Genomic DNA, 22,597 nt, shown 5'->3' with positions numbered 1-22,597 from the left:
CAACGGCGGCGGCGGCAACGGCGGCGGCGGCCACAACGGCGGCGGCGGTGGCGGCGGCGGTGGCGGCGGCAACGGCGGTGGCGGCGGTGGCGGCGGCAACGGCGGCGGCGGCAACCGTATCGCAGCCGGTGACGGCGGCAACGAGGGCAACGGCGGCCACCACCACGGCGGCAGGTGCTACGACGACTGGGGCAACGAGAACGGGCACTACCGTCCCCAGTACGGTGCATACCGCGGCCGCGTGGTCGCGAGGACGGGCCTTCGGATCCGTTCCGCGCCGAACGCCACCTCCCTCAGCGTCGGTTTCCTGCCGTACGGTGCGCTCGTGCGGATCGCCTGCAAGGTCAACTCGCAGCTGATAGGCGGCAACCCGCGCTGGTACAAGCTGGACGACCACCACTACGCCTGGTCCTCGGCCCGCTACATCAACAACCTCGACAGGTCGCCGCGCTACTGCGGCCACTGATACGGACCCCGCGACGGCGTCCGCTCCTTCCGGAGTGGACGCCGCGCGCGTGGCCCTACGCGGAGCTGCTGCCGGCCGACGCGGCCAGGTCCACCGGCCCGACTCCGGCCCGGCGGGCCAGCGCCACCGCAGCGAGCGTGGAGTGCACCCCGAGCTTCCCCAACACATTCTGCATATGGGTGCGCACGGTGTGCGGGGACAGATACAACCGCTCGGCCACCGCTTTCCGGCCCAGCCCGGCCACCATGCAGCGCAGCACCTCCTGCTCACGGGGGGTCAGCGACTCCACGAGCAGCTCGCTCTCGGTGCGATGGCGGCGGGCGGCAGTCAACTCCCGTAGCACGCCGGTGAGCAGCGCGGGTGGCAGATGTGTCTCGTCCCGGAGCACGCCGCGCATTACCGCCAGCAGCCTCGACAAGGAGCAGTCCTTGGCGACCCAACCCGATGCTCCCGCCTGCAATGCCCGGGCGGCGCGGCGCGCGTCGTCCCGCTCGGCGAGGACGACGATGCGGGTGCCGGGGTGCTCGGTGCGTACCTTCTCGACCAGCGCTATGCCGTCGAGTCCGGGGGTGCTGTCCGAGTGCACGGCCTGAAGTTGCGGGTGGGCCTGGAGCTGCTGCTCGGGCGGGCGCGGCTCGGGCACCTTCGGCGTGGCCGGCGCCGGTATGCGGTTGGCGGCGCCGAGGTCGGCGTCGATCAGTAGTACGTCGTATCGGCGGGCGTCGGTCGCCGCTCGTTCCAGGCAGCGTTGTGCGGCTGGTGCGCTGCCGGCCGCCGAGACATCGACGTCCGGCTCTGCTGCCAGGGCAGCGGCGAGCGATTCGGCGAAAATGCGGTGATCGTCCACGACGAGAACGCGGATCCGTCCCACGTGCCCCACTCCCGGCATTCGGCTTCCCCCATGGTCTGCGGTTCACGGAGGATCCGGCACCTGAAGCAGGAGTCGTGCACACAGCCTCCGTACGACCGCCGTCGTACTCCTGGGCTGCTGCCCTGCCCCGTTCCAGGTGCCGAATCCTTGTGTCTCGCCCCCTGATGGGCGCCGGCCCCCACCGGCGCTGTAAAAAAAGCGTAGGCGCAGGGACTGACAAAGACGGCCCAATGGCAAAATTTGCTCGATGTGGTTGGCTTCTGGCGTGTGAAGCTGTGGCCCACGGTGCGTTTTCTGGCCGAGGTTGACCAAAATTGGCAATTCGCGCGAGCTTGTCCGGCTGCGCCGCGCCGGGCTGTTCCGGGCTGCACCGGGATTGGTCCCGCCCCCGGGGCTCACTCCAGGCGGACGGCTCCGGCGGAGGGGACGGCTACGAAGACGCGCGGCTCGCGGAATCCGCCGGAGGCGAACGCCGCGGTGACGGCGTCAGCGATCTTGTCGGCGGAGGCATCGTCCACGAGGATGATCGCGGAGCCGCCGAACCCGCCGCCGGTCATACGGGCGCCGAGCGCCCCGGCGTCGTTGGCGGTGGCGACGACGAGATCCAGTTCGGGGCAGGAGACGCGGAAGTCGTCGCGCAGGGAGGTATGGCCCTCGGTCAGCACCGGGCCGATGGCCCGGACATCGTCGGCCTCCAGCAGCGCGACAACGCGCTCGACGCGCTGGTCCTCGGTGACGACGTGGCGGACCAGGCGCCGCTGTTCCTCGTCCTCGAGCCGGGCGAGGGCCTCGTCCAGGCCCTCGTACGGAACGTCACGCAGGGCGTCGACGCCGAGCGCCGCGGCGGCGTCCTCGCAGCCTCGGCGGCGTTTGCCGTACTCGCCCTCGCTGTGGGCGTGTTTGACCTGGGTGTCGACGACCAGCAGCCGCAGGCCCCGGGCGGCGAGGTCGAAGGGGATCTGGTGCTGGGACAGATCGCGGGTGTCGAGGTAGAGGGCGTGCCCGGCGGTGCAGCAGGCGGAGGCGGTCTGGTCCATGATGCCGGTGGGCGCGCCGACGTAGACGTTCTCGGCGCGCTGGCAGAGGCGGGCGAGCTGCCAGCGCTGGAGGCCGAGGTCGTAGAGGTCGTTCAGCGCGAGGGCGGTGACGATTTCGAGGGCCGCCGAGGACGACAGACCCGCGCCGGTGGGCACGGTGCTGTCGTAGTGGATGTCCGCGCCGCCGACGGCGTGGCCGGCGTCGCGCAGCGCCCATACGACGCCGGCCGGATACGCGGCCCAGCCCTTGGCGGGCTCTCCGTCCAGGCGGACTTCGACGACGCCGCCCTCTGCCTGCCCGGAGTGCAACCGCAGGAGACCGTCGTCGCGGCGGGCGACAGAGGCGATGGCGGTGTGCGGCAGGGCGAAGGGCATAACGAAGCCGTCGTTGTAATCGGTGTGTTCACCGATCAGGTTCACCCGGCCTGGTGCGGCCCAGGTGCCGTCGGGGCTGGTGCCGTAGACGTCACGGAAGGCGTCCGCTGTTGTCACTTGCTGCTCTCCTGGTCGTGCAGATGCTGGGCGAAGGTCCATGCGTCGCGGACGATGCCGGCGAGGTCGGCGCGGCTGGGCTTCCAGCCCAGCCGCTGCCTGGCCCGCTCGGCGGAGGCCACGAGCACGGCCGGGTCACCTCCCCGGCGGAGGGTGGTGACCTCGGGGATCGGGTGGCCGGTGACCTGGCGGACGGTTTCGATGACTTCGGTCACGGAGAAGCCGTTGCCGTTGCCGAGGTTGCAGATGAGGTGCTCGCCGGGCGTCGCGGCGTCGACGGCGAGGAGGTGGGCGTCGGCTAGGTCGGCGACGTGGATGTAGTCGCGGACGCAGGTGCCGTCGGGGGTGGGGTAGTCGTCGCCGTAGACGGAGATCGACTCGCGCTGTCCCAGCGCGACCTGGAGCACCAGCGGGATGAGGTGCGACTCGGGGGCGTGGCGCTCGCCGTAGGCGGTCCCGTCCGGGGTGAGGTGGGCACCGGCGACGTTGAAGTACCGGAGGGAGACGGCGGCCAGGCCGTGCGCGGCGGCCTCGCTGCTGATCATGTGGTCGACGGCGAGCTTGGAGGCGCCGTAGGGGTTGGTCGGCAGCGTCGGGTCGTCTTCGGTGATCGGCACGGACTTGGGCTCCCCGTAAGTGGCCGCGGTGGACGAGAAGACCAGCGTCCGGACGCCGGCCTGCCGCATCGCCGTAAGGAGCTCAAGAGTGCCTACAACGTTGTTGCGCCAGTACTTCTCGGGGTTGACGACGGACTCGCCGACCTGTGAGGAGGCGGCGAAGTGCAGTACGGCGTCGTAGGGGGAGTCCGGGGAGCTGAGGACGCGCGCGGCGGTGTCCTGGATGCGGCCCTCGACGAAGGCCGCGCCGTCGGGTACACCGTCGCGGAAGCCGGTGGAGAGGTCATCGAGGACGGTGACCTGGTGTCCGGCCTCCAGCAGGTGCTTCGTCACGACACTGCCCACATAACCGGCGCCGCCGGTGACCAGTACCTTCTTTGCCTTGCTCACTGACTCGCAGCCTTTCCCTCGGTTCTGTGGACGCCAACGTAGCCGAACCTAGCAATTGGCCCTGTCCAAGCGCTGTGTGCTGTCTAGGCGGAAACGACATCGCGCAGGCGCTGTGCGGCGGCCTCCGGCGGCACATCATTGATGAACACCCCCATACCGGACTCGGAGCCCGCGAGGAACTTCAGCTTGTCGGCGGTACGGCGGATGGTGAAGAGCTCGAGGTGCAGGGCGAACTCGCGGCGATGCTCGATGCCGAACGGTGCCTGGTGCCAGCCCGAGACATACGGGGTGGGGGGCAGGCCGGGCCCGAAGAGCCGGTCGAAGCGGCGCAGGAGGTCCAGGTAGATGTGCGGGAACTCGGCGCGCTCGTCCTCGTCGAGGCCCAGCAGGTCGGGGACCCGTCGCTTCGGGTAGAGGTGCACTTCGTACGGCCAGTGCGCCGCGTACGGCACGAAGGCGGTCCAGTGCTCGCCGTCGAGCACGATGCGCCGTCCGTCCGCCTGTTCCGCCTCGACGGTGTCGTCGAAGAGGTTGCGGCCGCCGGTGGCCTCGCGGTGCTGTTCGGCGGCGCGGAGCATCTGCTCGGTGCGGGGGGTGATGAAGGGGTAGGCGTAGATCTGGCCGTGGGGGTGGTCGAGGGTGACGCCGATCTCCTTGCCGCGGTTCTCGAAGCAGTAGACCTGTTCGACGGCGGGGTGCTGGGAGAGGTCGGCGGTGCGGTCGGTCCAGGTGTCGAGGACGAGGCGGGCCTGGGTGGGGGTGAGGTCGGCGAAGGACTTGTCGTGATCGGGGGTGAAGCACACGACCTCGCAGCGGCCGGTGTCGCCGCTGAGTGACGGGAAGCGGTTCTCGAAAACGGCGACGTCGTAGTCGCTGTCCGGGATCTCGCTGAGCCGTCCCTCCTGGGAGGGGCAGAGCGGGCACTCGTCGGCCGGCGGGTAGTAGGTGCGGCCCTGGCGGTGGGAGGCGATGGCGATGTGCTCGCCGAGGAGCGGGTCCCGGCGGACCTCGGAGGCGCTGGCCATCGGATCGAGGGGGCGTCGGTCGACGGCGTCACGGACGGCGTCGTCCCGGCCGTCGTAGTAGATCAGCTCGCGTCCGTCGGCGAGCCGGGTCGTCGTCTTCTTCACGGTGGAGCCCCTAGTCACAAGTCACGAGTAGCAACACTGCACTCAACATAACTAAACACAATGAACCACAACTCAACAGATACGTCAATCCTGCGCGGAACGGTGGGACGTATGCGCACATGACATACCTGGCCACGGGCCTACGGCTGCCCATCAACGGACTCGACTACGCGATCCTCATCATCTACTTCGTCGTGGTCCTGGGCATCGGTTTCCTGGCGCGCCGCAGCGTCAGGACGAGCCTGGACTTCTTCCTGTCCGGGCGGTCACTGCCCGCGTGGGTCACCGGGCTGGCCTTCGTCGCCGCCAATCTCGGCGCCACCGAGATCCTCGGCATGGCCGCAAACGGCGCACAGTACGGCGTCTACACCGTGCACTGGTACTGGATCGGCGCCATCCCGGCGATGGTCTTCCTCGGCATCGTGATGATGCCGTTCTACTACGGATCCAAGGTCCGGTCCGTCCCGGAGTTCCTGCTGCACCGCTACGGGCCCTCCTCGCACCTGCTGAGCTCGGTGATCTTCGCGATCTCGGCCGTGCTGATCGCGGGCGTCAACCTCTACGCCATGGCCATCGTGCTGGAGGCGCTGCTCGGCTGGCCGCAGTGGGTCGCGATCGTCATCGCCGGGTTCTTCGTACTGGCGTACATCACCCTCGGCGGACTCTCCTCGGCGATCTACAACGAGGTGCTGCAGTTCTTCGTGATCCTCGCCGCGCTGATCCCGCTCACCGTCGTCGGCCTGAAACACGTCGGCGGCTGGGCCGGCCTCAGCCACAAGCTCACCGCCACCCACGGCCACGCCTTCCTCACCGCCTGGCGGGGCACCGGCATCGGCTCACCCAACCCGCTGGGCGCCAACTGGCTGACCATCGTCCTCGGGCTCGGCTTCGTGCTGAGCTTCGGCTACTGGACCACCAACTTCGCCGAGGTGCAGCGGGCCCTGTCCGCCAGGAACCTGTCGGCCGCCCGGCGCACCCCGCTCATCGCCGCCTTCCCGAAGATCTTCATCCCGGCGATCGTGATCGTCCCCGGTCTGATCGCGCTGGCCATGGAGCCCTCACTGGGCCGGCCCGGCAGCGGTCTGCAGTACAACGACGCCATCCCGCTCCTGATGAGCGATCTGCTGCCGAACGGAGTGCTCGGCATCGCGGTGACCGGGCTGCTCGCCGCGTTCATGGCAGGCATGGCGGCGAACATCTCGTCCTTCAACACCGTCTTCACCTACGACATCTGGCGCGCCTACGTACGGCCGGGCCGCCCGGACTCGTACTACCTGGCCACCGGCCGGGTGCTGACCGCCATCGGGGTGGTGATCGGCATGGGCACGGCCGTCATCGCGTCCAGCTTCAGCAACATCATGAACTACCTGCAGACACTCTTCTCCTTCTTCAATGTGCCGCTGTTCTGCGTCTTCATCCTCGGCATGTTCTGGAAGCGGGTGACAGCCGCGGCCGGCTTCTGGGGCCTGCTGTCCGGCACGGTGGCCGCGATGATCAACTACTTCTGGATCTACAAGCAGGGCATCATCTCCATCCCCACCGACCAGGGCGCCAACTTCGTCTCCGCCATCGTCGCCTTCGTGGTCGGCGCCCTGGTGGTGGTCATCGTCACCCCCTTCACCCGCCCCAAGCCCGCCGAATCCCTCGCCGGGCTCGTCTACGGCACCCACTCCCCCGGCATGGCCGAGCCCGCCGCGACCGGCGACGACGCCTGGTACCGCAGCCCGGCTCTGCTGGGCTGGACCGCCCTGATCCTGGCCGCCCTGTGCTACATCCCCTTCTCCTTCTGATCTCTTTCTGAGGCAGGCACCGTGAGCGAGAACGAGTACGAATACCAGCGCGAGGTCGAGGAGCTCGAACAGGAGTCCGCGACCGCCGCCCGGCTCTTCGACATCCGCCGTGTCATCGGCAGCCTCTTCGTCATCTACGGCATCATCGTCACCATCGCCGGGATCACCGCCTCCAACGCCGCCATCCACAAGGCCGCCGGCATCAACATCAACCTCTGGACAGGCCTGGGCATGCTGGCCCTGGGCGTGTTCTTCCTCATCTGGCTGACCCTCAGCCCAAGCCCGCCGCCCCCCTCGGCACCTCCGGAGCCCTCAGCGCCACCGGAGGTCCCGTAGGCCCCGTGGGGGGGATCACCCGGGGCTGTCCGCCGCGCGCTCCAGCAGCCCCGTGCGGGCCGCCAGCGCCGCCGCCTCCAGCCTCGACCCGACGCCCAGCTTCATCAGCACCCGCTGCACATGCGTACGCGCCGTACTCGGCGCGATTCCCATCCCGGCCGCGATCACCCGTGTGTCATCGCCCTCCGCGACCCGCACCAGTACCTCGACCTCGCGCGGGGTGAGCAGCTGCAACAGCCTGCTGCCCTCGTCGTCCGGCTCGACCGCCGGATTCAACAGCTCCGCGAACGCCCCCTGCAGCAGCTGCTGCGCCACCGCGACCTCCCCGGCCCTCGCCTTGGCCATCGCCCGCTCGACGCCCTCGATGCGCTCGTCGTGCCGTACGTAGCCCGAAGCCCCGGCCGCGAACGCCGCCGCGATCCCGCGCGGGCTGGGCACCGGCCCGAGCACCAGCACCGCCACCCCGGGGCGCTCGCGCTTGATCCGCACCACCGCGTCGAACATCCCCGGCTCCGCCGGCGCCGCCGTCCCGATCAGACACACCTCCGGCGACCTGCTCAGCACCACGTCCGCCGCCCCGGACGCCGGCGCGGCCGCCGCGAGCACCCGGTGCCCGCGCAGTTTCAGTGCCGAGGCCAACGCCTCGGCCAGCAGACGGTGGTCGTCGACCACGACAACCCGTACGCCCATCTGGCGATCCCCCTATCCCCCAGGAAGCCGTGGGCAACGCCCCACCGGCTTCACGCCTGTGCCCCCTTCATGCCGTAGCGCGATCCGCCCGGCGTCCCACCTCAGTCCCCACCGCCGCGGGCCCGGTTCTAGCCCCGGAAGCTACACGGTTGTTCGAGAATCCGCGCCCCCTAGTGGTCAGAAGCCTCTCCCAATATCGGAAATCCCATCCTTCATGGCCGGTTTACCCCCGAAACAGTCCGATCCATTACGCATCGTGCCCAAAAAACGGCCGCCCAGTGCCAGAGTCTGCACAGGATGGCCGTCCCCAAACGATCACGCGACCGCAGCGAGCGCGCTGCCATCACTCCTTGCGCAAGTTGCGAACACCGCACTTGAGACCCGGAACGCCGTCGAACTTGCCGTCCACCGTCACCAGTTCCGCCCCCAGGCACTCAGCCAGCGCCGCGTAAGAAGCGTCATACGGCCACATGTTGTGCCGCAATTCCCAGATCCGCGGGAGCAGCGGTACGTGGTCATACCGCTTCAGGCCCATGGCGCCGAGCAGTTCCAGCGCCCGCTTTCCCTCATCTGCGGGCAACTTCTTACCTCGCACCAAGCCGCGCAGGGTGGAAGCGCACTCGAGGTCGACAGCATGCGGTGCGGCCAGCCGCTCACCAACGACAGCTGTGCGGACCTTCTCCGCGAGAGCGTCCGCGCCGACCAGGAACTCGACCAGAGCCGAAGTGTCCAGAACGATCACGCGCGGGCCTCACGCATCTCCGCGATCGCATCCACCACGTCATCCGCGGTCACCGTGGACCGGGCGGCGATGGCCCGCGCCCGCTCGGCGGCTTCCTCCGGGCTGAGGGTTACCGCCTCACCCTCGAGAAGCTGCCGGACATAGGCCTGCAAGGACTGCCCCGCTCTGGCGGCACGTACTTTGAGTGTGGTGAGGGTGTCGTCGGAGATGTCCCGTACATGAATAGTAGCCATGCAAGCATTTTACTGGCAACGCAAGCAAAATGACCACCTGCGAGTCATTGGCGATACCCGTGCTGGTGGAGCAGCGCTCATACGCTGTCCCGTACTGACGGACGACGAGATCGACGACACCCTGCGCGGCATGCGTGGCGACGACGCCCGCTGATGACCCAGACCCCCGCATGCGCCCAGGCATCGTCGTGATCGTGTTCAGGTAACGGCACCGATGGCTCGTCCGCGGTCGTAGGCACGGCGCGCATGGTGCAGGGTCACCGCTTGGGCAGGGAGTAGGCCTGAAGGCCGCGATCCCCCCGCTACGCGTCGTCCGCCATCTCCAGCCAGCGCATCTCCAGGTCGTCACGCTCCTCGCTCAGCGCGCGCAGCTCGGCGTCGAGCTTGCCGACCCTGGCGAAGTCGGTGGCGTTGTCGGCGATCTCGGTGTGCAGCTTGGTCTCCTGCTGGGCGATGCGGTCGAGCCGCCGCTCGATCTTCTGCAGCTCCTTCTTGGCGGCGCGGGCGTCGACGCTCGTCTTCGCCCTGGCCGGCACGGAGGCGGACGCGGCCGCCGCTGACGCCGCCGACTCGGCCTCCACTACGTGCCTGCGGCGCTCGAGGTATTCGTCGACGCCGCGCGGCAGCATCCGCAGGGTCGCGTCGCCGAGCAGCGCCATGACGCGGTCGGTGGTGCGCTCCAGGAAGTAACGGTCGTGGCTGATGACGACCATCGAGCCGGGCCAGCCGTCGAGGAGGTCCTCCAGCTGGGTGAGGGTCTCGATATCGAGGTCGTTGGTCGGCTCGTCGAGGAAGAGGACATTGGGCTCGTCCATGAGGAGGCGGAGGATCTGCAGGCGGCGGCGCTCACCGCCGGAGAGATCCCCGACCGGGGTCCACTGCTTCTCCTTCGTGAAGCCGAACTTCTCGCACAGCTGCCCCGCCGTCATCTCCCGGCCCTTGCCGAGGTCGACCCGCTGCCGTACCTGCTCGACGGCCTGGATCACCCGCCAGTTCGGGTCGAGTTCGGCGACCTCCTGGGAGAGGTAGGCCAGTTTGACGGTCTTGCCGACGGCGATCCGCCCGGCGGCCGGCTGCTTCTCGCCCTCGCTGTAGGCGGCTTCGGCGAGCGCGCGCAGGAGGGAGGTCTTGCCGGCGCCGTTGACGCCGACCAGGCCGATCCGGTCGCCGGGGCCGAGCTGCCAGGTGAGGTGCTTGAGCAGCATCTTGGGGCCGGCCTGGACGGTCACGTCCTTGAGGTCGAACACGGTCTTGCCGAGCCGTGAGTTGGCGAACTTCATCAGCTCGGCGCTGTCGCGGGGCGGCGGGACGTCGGCGATCAGCTCGTTGGCCGCCTCGATCCGGTACCGCGGCTTGCTGGTGCGGGCGGGCGCGCCGCGCCGCAGCCAGGCCAGCTCCTTGCGCATCAGGTTCTGCCGCTTGCTCTCCTCGGTGGCGGCGATCCGCTCCCGTTCGGCCCGTGCGAAGACGTAGTCGCTGTAGCCGCCCTCGTAGTCGTGGACGACACCGCCCTGCACGTCCCACATGCGTGTGCACACCTGGTCCAGGAACCACCGGTCGTGCGTCACGCACACGAGCGCGGAGCGGCGCGCCCGCAGGTGCCCGGCGAGCCAGGAGATGCCCTCGACGTCGAGGTGGTTCGTCGGCTCGTCGAGGACGACCAGATCCTGCTCGTCGATCAGCAGCTTGGCGAGCGCGATGCGGCGCCGCTCGCCGCCGGACAGGGGGCCGATCACGGTGTCCAGGCCCTGCTCGAAGCCCGGCAGGTCCAGGCCGCCGAAAAGTCCGGTGAGGACGTCGCGGATCTTGGCGTCGCCCGCCCACTCGTGGTCGGCCCTGTCCCCCACGACCTCGTGCCGGACGGTCGCCGCCGGGTCCAGGCTGTCGTGCTGGGTGAGCACCCCGAGCCGCAGGTCGCCGAGGTGGGTGACCCGGCCGGTGTCCGGGTCCTCCAGCTTGGCCAACAGGCGGATGAGGGTGGTCTTGCCGTCGCCGTTGCGGCCCACGACGCCGATGCGGTCGCCCTCCGAGACGCCGAGGGAGACGCCGTCGAGCAGTGCACGGGTGCCGTACACCTTTCCTACGGCCTCGACGTTGACCAGGTTGACGGCCACTTTTGCTCCATGCTCACGGGGGACAGGTCGGCTCTCCAGAGTAGTGCGGGCCGGACAGGTCGCCAGACCCATGGCTGCCGCCCGCTCGACCGGGGCGCGAGGGCGCACGGCACCCATGGACGGTCGGGGACTTCTGAACTACCTTTGAAGTATGACGACGCTTGCTCAGGTCAATTTCTCGGACCTCATCCAGAAGCCGCGCGCCACGGTGGCCCGGCTCTCCGGCACGTTTGCCGGTCTCCGACTGGTTCGGCGGGGCGAGCCCGACCTCTACATCACCACGGCGGACCGCGCCGAGCAGACGGCCGAGGTCGTCCGGTCCAATACCCTCATGTTCCATTCTCTGCTCAAGGACGAGGGGGCACCGCAAGGCCTTCTCAGGCGCGCCCTCGCCGATGCCCACCCCTGGGTGCGCTTCCTGCCGTCGAGGGACACCGACCTTTTCCTGGACGAGCTGATTGAGGTGTCCCGGGCCAGCGTCGAGCTGGATACTGTCGCCGCGATATACCAGGTGATCACCGAGTGGAAGCACACTGCCGAGGTATGGGCCGACCCCGAACTCGCCACCGCCCTGGGTCCCAAGGCCGCCGGCGAAGACTTCGGCCCCGTACCGATGCCCCAGGGAAGCGTTGAGTGAGCCCCAAGAAGGGGGACCGGCTGGCACCGCCGCCGGGTCCCGAGGAGTACGACATCCGGTTCGACACGAATGACGCAGCGAAGGGCTGGCACGACCTGTGCCAGCAGGCCCCCGGCAACGCCCTGCTGGCCTGGCGGGAGATGCGCACCCGTCCAGCACCCAGTCCGCCGACCCCCCGCCATCACCGGCTCAAGGGCGAAAAGGCGCACGCGGTCAGAGGCCGCGACGTGCTTCCGCAATGGCAGATAGAAGTGACCGGCGGCGGCCGGATCTGGTACTTGCTCGACGAGGAGCGCAGGACGGTTTGGGTACGTCGCGCCGGAACCGGCCACCCGAAGCAGACCGAGTAGAAGACAGCGTCCAGCCCCTTCGGCCCCGGCCCGCCGCGCGGCCCCTCGACCCGCGCCGCCCTTCAGCCGCGGGCCGCCTTCAGGACGTCCGCGACGATCGGTCCGGCGGAGTCGCCGCCGTGGCCGCCCTGGAGCACGACACCGCTGGCGGCGACGTCGTCACGGTAGGCGAGGAACCAGCCGTTGGGCTGTTCGGTGCCGGCCTCGGCGGAGCCGGTCTTCGCGCCGAGATAGGTGCCGGTCAGGCCGCTCATGGCCGTGGCGGCGGTGCCCTGCTGGGCGGTGAGGCGCATCAGGGAGCGCAGGCTCGCGTCGGCGTTCGGGCTGAGGGCGCGGCCGGCCTTGGCGATGGGTTCGCCGATGAGCGAGGGGGCGACGATCACCGGCTGGTGGAAGAGCCCGGTCCTGGCGGTGGCAGCGACCGACGCCATGTTGAGCGGGCTCATCTGGATCTGCCCCTGGCCGATCATCTCGGAGGTCATCTCGTCGCCACTGCCGCCGGGCACCTTGCCGTCGAACGCGCCGACCCCCACGTTCCAGGTCTGGCCGAAGCCGAAGACATCGTGGGCCACGGTCGGGACGGAGGATTCGCTGAGCTTTCCGGCGAGCGAGATGAAACCGGTGTTGCAGGAGTTCTCGAAGTCCCAGGCGAATGTCGCCGAGAGGTTCTGGCTCTTCTCGACGTTGTGGAACATCTTGCCGTTGTTGTAGTTGTCGTACTGCTTGCACGGCACCGACTGCCCCGGCGTCACGCCCTTCTCCAGCAGCGTCGCCGCCGTGACGACCTTGAACGTGGACCCCGGTGCGACCGTCGCCCCCAGCGCCAGGTTCGTCCCGCCCGCCGGGTTGTTCGCGACCGCCAGGATCTGGCCCGTGCTGGCCTTCAGCGCGACCACCCCCGCGTTCGAGCGCTGCTTCACCGCCTTCTCGGCGGCCGCCTGCACCCCCGCGTCGAGCGTCGTCCGCAGCTTCGCCGGCTTGCCCTTGGTGAGGACGTGCAGGGTTTCGCCCGCGGTCCCGTCTCCCCCGTCGATCCAGGTCTCGATGCCCGGCGTACCGCCCTGCACCTTGGTGGCGTACCGCTGCCGCAAGTCGGTCAGGACGGGGGCGAGCGAGGGGTACGCAGTCGCGTCCAGCGCCTTGCCGTTGCGGTCGACAAGCTCCACCTGCGGTTTGCTCGCCTTGCCCGTCTCCAGCGACTCCCCCTCGCCGAGCTTCGGATTCAGCACTGACGGATGCCAGTCCACCAGCGGCTTGTGCGTCGTCGCCCCCCGGAAGACCGTCAGCGACCCGTCGTACGACCACGGCGACCGCTTGCCGTCGTACGTCAGCGTCGCGGCCACCTTGAAGGGCACCTTCGTCGCCTCAGCCCCTCCCGGCACGCCCGGGGTGAGCTTCAACGACGTCACATGCGCCTTCTGCCGGTAAGCGGTCAGCTCCGCTGCGGCGGTCGTCGGATCGTTGGTGAGCGCTCCGGCCGCCGTTTCGTCGCCCTTGGCCCATGCGGCCAGAAAGTCCCGGGCCGTCTTCCGCACCTCGGCCGCTGTCGGCGGTCCGGTGACGGTGGGCAGGGCCTTCGCAACCGTCGTACCGCCGCTGTTGCCGCCGCTCACCCCCTGATACAGGTTGTACGTGCCATACCCGGCCGCTCCCACCATCGCGGTGAGCAGGCCGCCCACTATGCCGATCTTCGCCCCACGTCGCACTTCCCCGACCCCCACCTTGAACCTGTTCAAAACACTGCGCAGCAAACGCACTCTACGCGCCCCAAGAGGCGCATTGGGGTCGGTTTCACGTATCGACTCGACATCGCAACGACAGCCGTCGGCCCACGAGTACGGCCGGGCCGCGCCGCGCCCGTGCGGTTACTCCGACGATCAACGAATATGCGCCAACTGGCCCTACATACATCTAAGTTGAACACCAACAGCCGTCGACCGCGACGCCGGCGAGTTGGTCCGCAAGACCTTCCCCGGCATCGTGGACCTCGCCCGCATCGGCCGGACCTTCCTGGTCCACACCGTGCGGCACCCGGCCGTCTTCGGCGGAATCGGCCGAAAGCCCTAGCGCACTCCGCGCGGCGCCCCGGATCTTTGGCGCATGGCCCGATCCCATGGCAGCCCAGCCGCCGCCACGGCTCCCGAGGCCGCAGCGGTCAGGCGGGGTGGCGTCCCGCCGCGTTCTCATCCCAGCAAGGCAACATCCCACCTGTGGCGACGACTTTTCGAGCGGCACAGGTCGCCTGTCTCCAGTTGGGATCGTTGATCCCTCGAATGGCCTCCGCCCGGTCGCCATAACCTACGCGTGACCATATTTTCACTGAGTGTGAACACAGGAATCAAACGAACCTGCATACAGTCGGCCACGGCTGTCCTTTCGGCGCTCATGGCGCTGACGACAGGCGCGGGAGTCGCTGCTGCCAGCAGTCCCGTCGTCCCCTCGTACCGCATGCAATTGCGGAACGACTGCGAGGCCAGCGCCCTTCGCATGGTCCTGGCCGCCAGGGGCGTGCGGGCCGGGGACCAAGCGATTTCGGGCCGGATCGGTCTTGACCGCGTTCACTATCAGTTCGGGCGCTCCGGTCCCCTGGCGGGAGACCCTTTCCGCGCCTTCGTCGGCGACCCGAACGGCTCGGAGGTCGCCGGAACCGGCTTCGGGGTCTACTCCCCGCCTGTCGCCGCCGCTGCCCGCTCCTACGGCCTCACCGTGCTCGCCGCCGGCCAGGGCATCTCGCCGGCTACCCTCCGGGCACGGGTCACCAGCGGTCATCCCGCGATAGTCTGGGTGGACTACTTCTGGCGGCGTCTCGGGTCTCGCTCGTATACGGCCTATGACGGCCGCCCTGTCCCCTACGCCGGTCCTGCAGAACACGTCGTCGTCATTACCGGCTTCTCCGGCGGCCGCGTCACGGTCAACGACCCAGCCCGTGGACGACTCTCCCTCAGCGAGGCGACCTTTGGTGCTGCCTACGCGACGTACGGAGATATGGCTGTGATAGTCCGCTGACACTGCCCTGTATGGTCCGGCATCCGCGAATCGGCCTTATTCGGTAGTCAAGTGCCCGTTAATTTAGGATCTCGTGGTGATCGGCCGGGGCAGGCTGGTCGCGGCCCAGCCGGTGGGGAGTTCATCGCCGCGCACACCCGCGCCGAGGTCGCGGTCCGGCGCACCGTGGCGGCCCGACATCTCCATGGTGCCCGGCAAGAAGGGACGCCCCTGTGGAACCGGGGGCGCCCTTCATAGTCATCATCGATCACGACTTGTGCAGCACGCGCAGGCCATCGATGCTGCGGATGAGCTGCGCGACCCCGATCACGCCGACGAACACCTCAAGAGCGACGGACACTCCTGACCGGTGGCCGGAAGACAGTATGACCACGCTCTGGACCAGCAATAGGATCCCCGCCACCGCACCGAGGTAGGCCACAGCCTTGTTCCGGGGGACGAACCGCCACCACGGTCCTCCCGCCGGCCGACCCCATTCCCCTTGAGTTCCCGTCGCCACGGTCTCGACCTCCCTGTTGCCCAATGATCCGTTGACGGTGCACCTGCCCAGTCCGTCCAAGCCAATGCCGGTGACCCTGCAGGGCGCGAAACGCCGGCCCGGAGCCCGTGCGACCCGCCTCGCCGTGTTCAAGTGGCTCACTCCTTACAACACCTGGCGACGGCACGGTCACGGGGGGGTGCTGCTCAGGTTCCTCAGCTGATGCGGTGCGCTGTGGGTCATTGAGTGGCTGGTCGCCAGTTGAACATTGCCGTGTAGGGTTCCCGGCCATGACCGATGGCTGGCGGATGGACCGGATCGGAAGCGCACTGCGGGGAGAGAATCCCGCCGTGCTGAGACGCCTCGACGCGGGGTTCGCGGTGATCGGGGACGTCCAGTTCCTTCCCGGATACTCGGTGCTTTTGACCGATGAGCCCGACGTGCAGCGGCTGTCGGACCTCCCACGGGCCCAACGGCTGGCCTTCCTGGCCGACATGGAGCGATTGGGCGAGGCCGTCGAACGTGCCTGTCGCCGACTGGATTCGGCTTTCCGTCGCGTGAACCTGGAGATTCTGGGCAACACGGATGGATTCCTGCATGCGCATGTGTGGCCGCGGTATGAGTGGGAATCTGCTGATCTCGTGGGCATGCCGGTATGGCTGTATCCGCACCAGCGGTGGAGTGACGAGCAGTTCGCCCTCGGTCCGCAGCACGATGCTCTCCGGGCGGAAATCGGCAACGAACTGGACAAGCTCGCGGGGTGATCCGAGCGGTTCATGGGCTGACGGGCGCCCCTCGGGTACCCCACGTCAGTCGCGGCCCTCAGCGTCCGGCGACGCCTCCCGGCCGCGCTTGCTACCCCGCTGCCGGGGCGAACGTACGGTACACGGACGTGCTCAAGGAGACGTTGATGGACTTCGACGCGTCGACCGACTGTTGAGTGCCTGGCTCGTCCTCGACACTACGGATTACGGACACAGCCGCCGAAGACCTGAGGCTGCGAGTCCCCGGTAAGAGCGGAGTGCCCAGCTAGATCCAGGTGTCCAGCCACATTCGGGGGGGGTGGGGATGATGCCTGCAGCCGAGCGCCCCGGCGAGGAGTACCGCAGCCTCACCCCCAGATGAACGGCATTAATTCCTCGGCCACTTCGAGCTCCGGAAGGTCGCCCTCGGCATCTGCACCCGCGACTACGGCAGCCCCTGTGTCCATGAACACGCGTGCTTCTCTCAACTAGCGATAGCTCGGGCGAACGGGCGGGAGGGAAGATCGTGATTCTCTCGGCTCGCCTCGGGGCCAGGAACTACTGTCGCGAGCATGGTCGAACACGATGCCCTCAGCGCCACCCGCGAGGCTTACGACGCTGCTGCCCCCACCTATGCGCAGCTGTTCCGCGACACGCTGCGTGACAGCCCCCTGGACCGCTCGATCTTGGATGCCTTCGCCGAGGTCGTAAGTGCGAGTGGGGACGGTCAGGTCGCGGACCTGGGGTGTGGACCTGGCCATATCACCGCTTATCTGGACGAGCTGGGGTTGACGGCGTTTGGCGTTGATGCCTCTCCTGCGATGATCAAGTTGGCTCGACAGGCCTATCCGGGCCTGCGGTTCGACGTGGGCTCGATGGCCGCGTTGAACATCGCTGACGGCGTGCTGGGCGGCGTACTCTCACGTTGGTCCATCATCCACACTCCGCCGCAGGAACTCCCCGTCATCCTGGCGGAGTTCCATCGTGTGCTGGCAGCTGGCGGCCACCTTCTGGTCGGCTTTTCGGCCAGCGATGATCCGTCTCACCCGACGCAGGTCTTCGATCACACAGTCGCGCCGGCCTATCGGTGGTGGCCTGATCACCTCGCCGCGATGCTGCGCAAGTCCGGGTTGGCCGAGGTGGCCCGGATGGTTCGCGAGCCTCAGCCCACCGACCGGCGGCAGTTCCAGGGGGTTCAACTGCTCGCCCGCAAAGCCTAGGCAGGGGCTGCCTGATCGAACACATGATCGCGTCCAACCTGCCGCACGGGGAGCTGTCAGGCTCCAGGCGTCGACTCGTGATCAAGGCTCACCGCCCGTTCGAGCTCCGATTTGGTCGAACGAGGGGACTCCGAGGAACACCCTCAATGACCTGCGCTCCTGGTGGGCATCGAGCTGGGCGATCTTCTCTTCTGCCCCAGCGAGGCTGACCCGTAGCCCTTCGACCTCGCTGAGCCAGCCTTCGCTCTCGGCTTCGGCAATACGGGCGATGAGGTTGTCGCGGATGTCGGCGAGTCGTGTCCGCTGGGCCGGGTCCGGTCGAAGGAGTGAGCATCTGACGCCTGTATCCGCTGCCAGTCCTCCAACTCGACCCCCGTCAGCGACCCCGCCTCATCGAGATCATCCAGAACCTTCGAGACCGCATCCGCGAGGCCCGCGGCAACGGCTGACTCGGCGAAGTCGAAGGACTCCAAGCCAGCCTCGACGCCGCGATGACCAAGCTGGCCGGCCTCAAGGCGCGCGGTGATACTTCGGTGTGAGCAGAAACGCAGAGGTCGTCGTGCTGGCACTCGACGCGGATGAAGTCATGGAGCCTCTCACCCGGGACGACGAGAAACGCACCTGGCGCGGTCGGTTCGAGCCGATACAGAGCCAGTGGGTCGGCTCCTTCGGTATTGGCTGGGCTACGGAGTTCGAACGTATGCGTTCGCGGTCCGGCCTCCTGAAGCACTTGGAGTCGCTCTCGTGGCCCCGGCCGGAAAGCGTGCAGGTTCTGATCCACGACGAGGAGGACGACTGCTTCGGACTGTGGATGATCCACGACGGCAGGTTGGTGGAGGTGCCCCTCCCGCGCACCCAGCGGTTCCATGCCCCGGGTCCGCCGAATGAGGACTACCCGCCGAGCCCTGGAGTGTTGTGGCGGACAGACGCTCGCTTGAACTTGCCCGAGCAGACTCCGAGGGACTGCCGGGACCTGCGGCCAGCCTGGTAGGAGCGAGCAAAACAGCCTCGCCAAACCGTGCGGACCTGAAACGGGTTTCGTGGCCACGCCGAGCAACGAATCATGGCGTGATCCGAACGAAACGGCCTAGGCTTGTGTCGGATCGACGGCGAAGTGCTCGGGATGGGCGGCGTGGAGTGGATCGCGGTTGAGGACGCGATCCCGAACAACCGCATCGGACGGACGGGGGTCCACGGTCTGGCGAGTTTCGTCGAGTTTACTGACCGCAGGAGCTCGGATACTTGCTCTGAAGCGTGACGATTCCCCCCAGCCTGCTCACCGAGTTGGCTCTGCGAGGGTGCGTGGTCTTGAGGCGGCGCAATAGGAGACTCCAGCAGCACCCACGGGACCGCCACACATAGGGCGTCCGAAACCCGCGGGCAGGCCTTGGCGAACACACTGCTCGACACCGGGCAGGACGCGGGTGGCCGGGTCCTGTCGTGCCCTGCTGACCTGCGCGTACGGGGCAGCGGCGGCGCCGCTGCCCCGGCGCCCGCAGCCCAAAGGCGCAGCTAGATCCAGGTGTCCAGCCACATTCGGGCGCGCCAGGAGGAGTACGGGATCGTCATGCCCGTGTAGAGCGGGAAGAAGTAGATGAACTCTCGCATCCGGCACGCCAAACGGCCCTGAACAGGGGAAACATCCCTGACCAAGGCCGTGTCATGCCGCTTGGGCCGTCCCCGGGCCGTGGAAGTGCTACCAAACTCGGAAGGCCGCAGCCCTTCCCGCCCGCACTGCGGGCTTGGTGTGACCCCACCCACAACGTGCCCGTGCGCATCGGCTTCCGATCCGGTCGGGCCAGGCTTGGATTCGCCAGCTCGTGTGATCGCAGGTTGAGCGGCTGCCGCCCGAGACGAATCCTTGCAGGCCCTATCCACCGCTCTCCTGTGCTAATCCCTCCGCAGCCTGGGGACAGCGTGACAAAATCGGCGCTTGACCTGGCGAAATGTAATTCGCCACCCTTCGCAAGGTCTCGCCAGATGGGTAGCTACGGACCTTTGTCAATACGCTCGGTCAGCGGGTCGTGAACAGACCTGCAGCAACGCGACGGCCCCCTGGTGCAAGCAGGGGGCCGTCCAATGAGCCCAACCCATGCGTTTTGGAGGTCAACTCATCTCACACGATTCTACGGAGGACCCAGTCCCCGCCAAAACAGGCCATGAGCCAAGTAGCCACGTAACGCCCCTCGCCGACCCGAACGCCGATGGCAGTCGCGCGACGTTACGCCCGGTCGTATACATAAGTGCTCTGGCAACAGGCTTGGCTCTCGTTATCTGGGGACACGCGACCCCAGTGGAAGCCTCTGGGTATGTGACTCCGTTTCTGGTGATATTCGAACGCCGCGGGTAATTTCGTTCGATTCGGCGTTCTAAAACGAGGCCCCGACCATCATGGCTGGGGCCTCGCTCACATTTACCCGTTTTAGGCCACATGGCCCTGGGCAACGCAGATTGCCACCAGCGCCCTCCCTATGCCGCTTGGGCTGTACGTGGGCCGCCGAGCGGCTTGCCCAGGGTCTGGAAGACACGGTCCACGGCATTCCGGGTGCGCCCCTCGCTACTGGGCATCATGTGCGTGTACACGCGGAGCGTGAATCCCGGATCACTGTGCCCCAGGTACGCGCTCAGGGCCCGGATGCTCTCGCCGGCATCCAGTAGCACGGAGGCGTAGAAGTGCCGCAGGGCGTGCATACCGTACTCACGTGCCGATGCATACCGTTCGCCCGGTTCGGGCTTGGGGATGATGCATGCGGCTGCGAGGGCGGGCTTCCACAGGTGGTCATCGAAGTGACTCGCGCGGACGCTGTCCCGGGCGTTGGGTGGCCAGCAGGAGGATGACGCCCAGTGCCCGGCCGCGCTTGATGATGGAGGTGCACAGGGCGCCGGCTTCCTTGCCGTACTGCTCGTGGGAGAACAGTTCCTGGCACTCGTCGATGGCGAGCACCAGCGGGTGCAGCCCGAGGGAGCGGATGGCGGCCACCTCCGGGGTGACCTTGTTCTCCGGGCACTTGTCCTTGGGCAGCGAGCTGATGACCTGGGCCCGGCGCTCCAGGTCCTTGTAGACGTAGCGGATCGACTCCAGCGCGGCGGCGCATGTCTCGTCGTTGGCGCCGGAACCGTAGTCCGCGGCGACCGTCTCGCCGAGCGCGCTCAGGTCGCCGGTGCCCTTCAGTTCCCAGATCAGCAGCTCCGCCAGGACGTCGAGGGCGGCGGCCAGCAGAGGCGTGCGGAGGGAGAAGGTCTTGCCCATGCCGGGCATGGCGCCGATGAGGACGTTGTCGTACATCAGCGTGATGGTGACCGGCCGCCCGCGCTGGTCGGTGCCGAACGGCAACGGCTTGAACAGGGACGCTGTGCCGCCCTTGGCCAGCGGCCAGGCGGGCGGGGGCACCTTGTTCAGTGCCTTGTCCCCCACCCAGAGCATCATCCGGCCGGCGTGCTCGTCCGGTACCGGCTCCGGCCACACGCACCCCAGCGGGCGGCGCAGGCCGGAGGCGAGCCGGTCGCGGCGGTCGAGGATGTCAGTGACGGTCACTCCGTACGGCAGGTCGATGTCCGCCCGCCAGCCGGGACCGTCCCGGGTGATCGGGGCCGGGAACTTGATGCCCTCGCCGCCCTTGCCGAGTGCCTTGTTGATCTCGGCGTTGCCCAGCGCTCCGAGGGCGCGTTCCACGATCACGGAGGTGAGGCGTTCCACCTGCGTCGCGACGACGGCGCGGGAGATGACGGGCTTGTCGGCCGGTGCCCCCAGCCAGCCGAACGCGAAGGTGAGGGCGGCGGTTGTGGTGGCCAGCAGCCAGGCCGGGGCCAGGATCCACATCGCCAGCGCCGCGACCGGGCCGACCACACATGCCAGCGCGAGAAGGATGCCGCGCAGGCGTACCCGGCCGTCCCTCTGCCGGGACAGCCTCAGGTACTCCTCCGCGTTCTCCCGCCGTGCCGCCGCCCGCCGGAGCGGGTCGCCTTCGGCGTCGGTCACCCAACGCAGCGTGCCCGCGGTGAACTTCGCGGCCCCGGCCGGGGCGCGCAGTGCCAGGCTGGCCGCGTAGTACGGGGTGCGGAGGGCGTGGTAGCCGACCGCGTGGGCGGTGTGGCCCAGCAGCCATCCGGCTGCGTCCACGAATTCCGGCTTGGACTTGAGCCAGGCCGAGACAACTGGGCGGCGGTTGGCCCCGCGTATGCGGTCCATGAGACCCTGGCCGGTCGGGGCCGGGGCATCCACCATCGCTACGGCGTCGTCCGCCTCGATCGGGTCGGAGCCGGGTTCGTCGTTGGCTTCAGGCGTGGCGGAGTCTGGCGGTCCGCTGCGGGCGGCGCGGGCCTTGTCCAGGTCGAGTACCTCGCCGCCGAAGTCGGCGGCGATATCTGCTTCCAATCGGTTGAAGAGTTCGTTCTCGTCCTCGTGGTTCACTGAGCTTCCTTCCTTACGGGAGGTAGTGGCGGGTCCGGCCGGCGCTTTGGACGGCTGGCGGCCGGACCCGTCGTGTGAGGCGGTTTCGATGGCGGTCGGGATCGTGCGGCGGGCGGTGCTCGGTAGGGCGAGACCGTCCGGGAATGTGGGATGCCGTTCGGGGCGTCAGGCGTCGATGGCCGCCGGGACTGCCATCGGGCGGACGTTGACTCGGCCTTGCTGCACGGCCTTGATCTGCTTGCGGCCCCATCCCTCGCTGAAGCCGTACGCCTCTCCCAGGGCCTTCGGCCCGATCGGGTGTCCGGCGTTCAGTGATTCGGCGTACGTACGGCGCGCGTTCTGCCGCGTACGCTCCAGCTCGGCTTGCTCGAAGTAGGCGCGGCGGGTGGTCTCGGCCGCTTGTGCTGGAGGATGCTCCGGCACCGAGGGCGTCCGGCGTGCGACGTGGCCGTTTGCCGCCTTGAAGTGCTCCGGCGCATGGCCTGCGCAGGGCTGCCGTACGGCGGTGTCCGCTTGCTGTTCGGCAGGGGCCAGCTCGCCGAGCTTGAGCAGCACACGCGTACGTCGCGGAGCCTTCCGGCGCCAGCCTCGGCCGTGCCGCTCGCGCAGCTCCGCACGGGCCAGCTGACGGTCCCGTTCGCGGGCCAGAGCATCCGCGTACGAAGTGATCTCCCACAGCGTCATACGACGCCACAGCGCGAATGTCTCCAGCGGCGCCAGCCTCACGAATTCACGGCACCAGGCACTTCAGTGACAGCCAGTCACCTCATGGAGGAAGGGTGCTTCCGACCTGCGATGATTCAGCTTCTCTAGGACTGGATCACGTGCAGGGGAGGCACCCTTC

General features: G+C 68.3%; 22 protein-coding genes and 1 pseudogene. 9 read left to right on the top strand and 14 right to left on the bottom strand.

Annotated features, from left to right (window positions below; all coding sequences use genetic code 11):
• Positions 1–466: SH3 domain-containing protein (locus FCI23_RS58835; RefSeq protein ID WP_136730155.1), on the top strand; the 466-nt coding region annotated here is incomplete at its 5' end.
• A 55-nt stretch (positions 467–521) separates the two neighbouring features.
• Here FCI23_RS58835 and FCI23_RS47030 read toward each other — a convergent pair.
• The 4 genes from FCI23_RS47030 to galT all read right to left on the bottom strand — a co-directional run bounded on the left by FCI23_RS47030 (position 522) and on the right by galT (position 5,003).
• Positions 522–1,337: a response regulator transcription factor gene (locus FCI23_RS47030; protein WP_136730154.1), complete on the bottom strand. Its 816-nt coding sequence runs from the start codon at positions 1,335–1,337 to the stop codon at positions 522–524.
• A gap of 395 nt (positions 1,338–1,732) precedes the next feature.
• Positions 1,733–2,908, bottom strand: coding sequence for a galactokinase (gene galK, locus FCI23_RS47025; protein ID WP_136730153.1), 1,176 nt, complete (start codon positions 2,906–2,908; stop codon positions 1,733–1,735).
• The gene (galE, locus tag FCI23_RS47020; RefSeq protein WP_136730152.1) at positions 2,863–3,873 is read right to left on the bottom strand and encodes a UDP-glucose 4-epimerase GalE; all 1,011 of its coding nucleotides are present in this window, start codon (positions 3,871–3,873) and stop codon (positions 2,863–2,865) included. The genes galK and galE overlap by 46 nt, the downstream gene beginning before the upstream one ends.
• A gap of 83 nt (positions 3,874–3,956) precedes the next feature.
• Complete coding sequence (gene galT / locus FCI23_RS47015; RefSeq protein ID WP_136730151.1) at positions 3,957–5,003, bottom strand: galactose-1-phosphate uridylyltransferase; 1,047 nt, start codon at positions 5,001–5,003, stop codon at positions 3,957–3,959.
• A 119-nt stretch (positions 5,004–5,122) separates the two neighbouring features.
• Between galT and FCI23_RS47010 the strand changes: the two genes are divergently transcribed.
• Entirely contained in the window at positions 5,123–6,793 is a 1,671-nt protein-coding gene (locus FCI23_RS47010; protein ID WP_136730150.1) for a sodium:solute symporter family protein, read from the top strand.
• A 21-nt stretch (positions 6,794–6,814) separates the two neighbouring features.
• A complete protein-coding gene (locus FCI23_RS47005) occupies positions 6,815–7,129 on the top strand; it encodes a hypothetical protein (protein WP_136730149.1) in 315 nt (104 codons plus the stop codon).
• 15 nt (positions 7,130–7,144) lie between these two features.
• Here the strand turns inward: FCI23_RS47005 and FCI23_RS47000 are convergent, their stop codons facing one another.
• The 4 genes from FCI23_RS47000 to FCI23_RS46985 form a co-directional block, all read right to left on the bottom strand.
• Positions 7,145–7,819 (bottom strand): helix-turn-helix transcriptional regulator, encoded by a 675-nt coding sequence (locus FCI23_RS47000; protein WP_136730148.1) that lies wholly within the window; start codon positions 7,817–7,819, stop codon positions 7,145–7,147.
• A gap of 343 nt (positions 7,820–8,162) precedes the next feature.
• Positions 8,163–8,561, bottom strand: coding sequence for a type II toxin-antitoxin system VapC family toxin (locus tag FCI23_RS46995; protein ID WP_136730147.1), 399 nt, complete (start codon positions 8,559–8,561; stop codon positions 8,163–8,165).
• On the bottom strand, positions 8,558–8,794 hold the full coding sequence (locus FCI23_RS46990; RefSeq protein WP_136730146.1) for a FitA-like ribbon-helix-helix domain-containing protein: 237 nt from the start codon (positions 8,792–8,794) through the stop codon (positions 8,558–8,560). Before FCI23_RS46990 ends, FCI23_RS46995 begins: the two co-directional genes overlap by 4 nt.
• A gap of 302 nt (positions 8,795–9,096) precedes the next feature.
• Positions 9,097–10,908: an ABC-F family ATP-binding cassette domain-containing protein gene (locus FCI23_RS46985; protein ID WP_136730145.1), complete on the bottom strand. Its 1,812-nt coding sequence runs from the start codon at positions 10,906–10,908 to the stop codon at positions 9,097–9,099.
• A gap of 151 nt (positions 10,909–11,059) precedes the next feature.
• Here FCI23_RS46985 and FCI23_RS46980 point away from each other — a divergent pair, with 151 nt between their 5' ends.
• Positions 11,060–11,545: a hypothetical protein gene (locus FCI23_RS46980; protein WP_136730144.1), complete on the top strand. Its 486-nt coding sequence runs from the start codon at positions 11,060–11,062 to the stop codon at positions 11,543–11,545.
• Positions 11,542–11,895 carry a hypothetical protein gene (locus FCI23_RS46975; RefSeq protein ID WP_136730143.1) on the top strand — a complete coding sequence of 118 codons (354 nt, stop codon included), beginning with the start codon at positions 11,542–11,544 and terminating at the stop codon, positions 11,893–11,895. The genes FCI23_RS46980 and FCI23_RS46975 overlap by 4 nt, the downstream gene beginning before the upstream one ends.
• A gap of 62 nt (positions 11,896–11,957) precedes the next feature.
• On the opposite strand, the gene FCI23_RS46970 is transcribed toward FCI23_RS46975, so the two are convergent.
• The gene (locus FCI23_RS46970; protein ID WP_136730142.1) at positions 11,958–13,601 is read right to left on the bottom strand and encodes a penicillin-binding transpeptidase domain-containing protein; all 1,644 of its coding nucleotides are present in this window, start codon (positions 13,599–13,601) and stop codon (positions 11,958–11,960) included.
• Positions 13,602–14,280: 679 nt separating this feature from the next.
• On the opposite strand from FCI23_RS46970, the gene FCI23_RS46965 reads away from it, so the two are divergent.
• Positions 14,281–14,901 carry a C39 family peptidase gene (locus tag FCI23_RS46965; RefSeq protein WP_136730141.1) on the top strand — a complete coding sequence of 207 codons (621 nt, stop codon included), beginning with the start codon at positions 14,281–14,283 and terminating at the stop codon, positions 14,899–14,901.
• A gap of 63 nt (positions 14,902–14,964) precedes the next feature.
• Here FCI23_RS46965 and FCI23_RS62750 read toward each other — a convergent pair whose 3' ends face one another.
• The gene (locus tag FCI23_RS62750; protein ID WP_265737830.1) at positions 14,965–15,099 is read right to left on the bottom strand and encodes a hypothetical protein; all 135 of its coding nucleotides are present in this window, start codon (positions 15,097–15,099) and stop codon (positions 14,965–14,967) included.
• 49 nt (positions 15,100–15,148) lie between these two features.
• Positions 15,149–15,322 (bottom strand): hypothetical protein, encoded by a 174-nt coding sequence (locus tag FCI23_RS58830; RefSeq protein WP_211265786.1) that lies wholly within the window; start codon positions 15,320–15,322, stop codon positions 15,149–15,151.
• A 347-nt stretch (positions 15,323–15,669) separates the two neighbouring features.
• On the opposite strand from FCI23_RS58830, the gene FCI23_RS46960 reads away from it, so the two are divergent.
• From FCI23_RS46960 to FCI23_RS46935, 3 genes are all read left to right on the top strand, one after another.
• Positions 15,670–16,143, top strand: coding sequence for an HIT family protein (locus FCI23_RS46960; RefSeq protein ID WP_136730140.1), 474 nt, complete (start codon positions 15,670–15,672; stop codon positions 16,141–16,143).
• A gap of 551 nt (positions 16,144–16,694) precedes the next feature.
• Positions 16,695–17,342, top strand: a complete 648-nt coding sequence (locus FCI23_RS46950) for a class I SAM-dependent methyltransferase (protein WP_136730139.1) — start codon at positions 16,695–16,697, stop codon at positions 17,340–17,342.
• 535 nt (positions 17,343–17,877) lie between these two features.
• On the top strand, positions 17,878–18,333 hold the full coding sequence (locus FCI23_RS46935; protein ID WP_136730138.1) for a hypothetical protein: 456 nt from the start codon (positions 17,878–17,880) through the stop codon (positions 18,331–18,333).
• A gap of 1,478 nt (positions 18,334–19,811) precedes the next feature.
• Here the strand turns inward: FCI23_RS46935 and FCI23_RS46925 are convergent.
• From FCI23_RS46925 to FCI23_RS63385, 3 genes and pseudogenes are all read right to left on the bottom strand, one after another.
• Positions 19,812–20,144: pseudogene (locus FCI23_RS46925) on the bottom strand (tyrosine-type recombinase/integrase); the annotation flags it as partial.
• Entirely contained in the window at positions 20,122–21,753 is a 1,632-nt protein-coding gene (locus tag FCI23_RS46920; RefSeq protein ID WP_246144725.1) for a PLP-dependent aminotransferase family protein, read from the bottom strand. The pseudogene FCI23_RS46925 and the gene FCI23_RS46920, both read right to left, overlap by 23 nt.
• A gap of 165 nt (positions 21,754–21,918) precedes the next feature.
• On the bottom strand, positions 21,919–22,479 hold the full coding sequence (locus FCI23_RS63385) for a hypothetical protein (RefSeq protein ID WP_322974017.1): 561 nt from the start codon (positions 22,477–22,479) through the stop codon (positions 21,919–21,921).
• Positions 22,480–22,597 lie beyond the last annotated feature (118 nt).

The organism is Actinacidiphila oryziradicis (assembly GCF_005047355.1).
GTDB lineage: Bacteria > Actinomycetota > Actinomycetes > Streptomycetales > Streptomycetaceae > Actinacidiphila > Actinacidiphila oryziradicis.
The sequence above is the reverse complement of the archived record's forward strand: the minus strand, read 5'-3'. Positions and strand labels throughout refer to the sequence as shown.

Excerpts from the sequence above, each read along its gene's own strand:
- FCI23_RS46950 (WP_136730139.1), top strand. The coding sequence starts at position 16,695 with ATGGTCGAACACGATGCCCTCAGCGCCACCCGCGAGGCTTACGACGCT.
- FCI23_RS46965 (WP_136730141.1), top strand. The coding sequence starts at position 14,281 with ATGGCGCTGACGACAGGCGCGGGAGTCGCTGCTGCCAGCAGTCCCGTC.
- galK (WP_136730153.1), bottom strand. The coding sequence starts at position 2,908 with ATGGACCTTCGCCCAGCATCTGCACGACCAGGAGAGCAGCAAGTGACA.
- FCI23_RS46960 (WP_136730140.1), top strand. The coding sequence starts at position 15,670 with ATGACCGATGGCTGGCGGATGGACCGGATCGGAAGCGCACTGCGGGGA.
- FCI23_RS46980 (WP_136730144.1), top strand. The coding sequence starts at position 11,060 with ATGACGACGCTTGCTCAGGTCAATTTCTCGGACCTCATCCAGAAGCCG.
- FCI23_RS46990 (WP_136730146.1), bottom strand. The coding sequence starts at position 8,794 with ATGGCTACTATTCATGTACGGGACATCTCCGACGACACCCTCACCACA.
- FCI23_RS47000 (WP_136730148.1), bottom strand. The coding sequence starts at position 7,819 with ATGGGCGTACGGGTTGTCGTGGTCGACGACCACCGTCTGCTGGCCGAG.
- FCI23_RS47010 (WP_136730150.1), top strand. The coding sequence starts at position 5,123 with ATGACATACCTGGCCACGGGCCTACGGCTGCCCATCAACGGACTCGAC.